Source organism: Mesorhizobium kowhaii, from assembly GCF_003253745.1.
Lineage (GTDB): Bacteria > Pseudomonadota > Alphaproteobacteria > Rhizobiales > Rhizobiaceae > Mesorhizobium > Mesorhizobium kowhaii.
In genome coordinates this window covers 1-1765 of the sequence record NZ_MZXV01000033.1, presented here as the reverse complement: position 1 = coordinate 1765, position 1765 = coordinate 1, and the positions used below count along the sequence as shown (strand labels likewise).

Here is a 1765-nt window from a genome sequence, read left to right as displayed (position 1 = left end):
AACCGGGATGCCTTTAGCCTTGAGCTCCTCGACTGCTGCCGTGATCTTAGGATGGTCCGGAGCCACCATGCCTATCGCGTGACAGCGCCTACCAAGATCCTTGAGGGTAGCCGCCAGGTCCTCGGGCGAATGTGAGCGCGCGAATTCGATGGAAGGCCTGCCATCGAAGGACTCGGCCGAACTAACCGCTGCTTCGACCTCGTGCACGAATTCTTGGTAGAAATGCTGGGCCGGCTTTCTCAGGATGAAGCCTAGCCGGTACCGCGGCAGGTCCGGTCGCCAGCGCTGTTTGATGAGACCCGCGTTATGATGGCCGATCGCGCGAGCGGCTTCGTGGACCCGCCGCACGGTCTCCTCCCTCACTGGAAGGCGAGCGTTCAGCACCCGATCGACCGTTGCCACGCTCACCCCGGCTTCGCGGGCGAGATCGGCAATTGTGGGGCGCTTGGTCATGGGTCCAATTCTGAATAGTTCTAACGCCGGCTGACTCTCTGTCATCCAGCGTTCGGCGAAGGTTTTGGGCGGCAAAGTGCAAACGTCCGCATACGCCATGATCGATAGCGTATGCTACGAACAGCAATCCAAGCGTAACCGGGCGCGTATCTATGTATAGGTCGTTTGCCTAGGGAGCCTGTAACTTTGCACTCACGCATTTGGCGCTTCTGATTTCATCGCCCGGGGAGGCGTTGTTTGGAGGCCTGCTAGTCGATCGTTTGGTCTTGTGACCAGCCCGGTGACTTAATAGGTAGCGAAGCTGTGATTTACGCGGCGGGGCCGGTTTAATGCCCAGCAAACCGATGACCGCAGAAGGCGGCTTTCATCTGCGCTTGGTCCAATTCGCCTTCCCAGCGGGCGACGACGAGCGATGCCACCGCGTTACCGACGACATTCGTCAGCGCCCGGCATTCGGACATGAAGCGGTCGACGCCAAGGATCAGCGCCATGCCAGCAACGGGAACACTGGGTACTACGGCGAGCGTAGCGGCCAGCGTGATGAACCCCGCACCTGTTACACCTGCTGCACCCTTCGAGGAAAGCATCGCAACGAGCAACAGGAAAATCTGATCGGTAACCGACAAATGCGTGTTCGTCGCCTGGGCGATGAAGAGGGCCGCCAGCGTCATGTAGATATTGGTGCCGTCCAGGTTGAAGGAATATCCGGTTGGGATGACGAGACCCACGACCGAACGCTTGGCGCCGGCCTTCTCCATCTTCTCCATGAGCGAGGGCAGCGCCGCTTCCGAGGAGGACGTTGCCAGGACAAGCAGCAGCTCTTCCTTGATGTAGCGGATGAGCGAAAGGATCGAGAAGCCGTTGTAGCGGCAGACCGCGCCAAGAACGCCGAACACGAAGAGGAAGGCGGTGAAATAGAACGTCCCGACCAGCATCGCGAGGTTGACGATCGACCCGATGCCATATTTGCCGGTCGTGAAGGCCATTGCGCCGAAAGCGCCGATCGGGGCGGCCTTCATCAACAGGCTGACGAGCTTGAAAACGGGGGCGATAAGCGCCTGGAGAAAGCAAACGACTGGCTTGCCCGTCTCTGCGACCATGGCCAGGGCGATGCCGAACAGAACCGAGAAGAACAGGACCTGCAGGATGTTGCCTTCGGCGAAGGCACCAACGATCGTTGACGGGATGATGTTCATCAGGAAGCCGGTCACGGACTGCTCGTGGGCCTTGGCGGCATAGGTGTTGACAGTCGAGGCATCGAGCGAAGCCGGATCGATGTTGAGGCCGGCGCCCGGCTGAACGACATTGGCGA

The 1765-nt window shown here is 59.8% G+C and carries 2 protein-coding genes; both read right to left on the bottom strand.

Going from position 1 to position 1765, the window contains the following annotated elements:
* The coding region (locus tag B5V02_RS17780; protein WP_208647098.1) for a LacI family DNA-binding transcriptional regulator at positions 1 to 453 on the bottom strand (453 nt) is incomplete at its 3' end.
* 326 nt (positions 454 to 779) lie between these two features.
* On the bottom strand, positions 780 to 1765 hold a 986-nt coding region (dctA, locus tag B5V02_RS17775), incomplete at its 5' end, for a C4-dicarboxylate transporter DctA (RefSeq protein WP_111545481.1).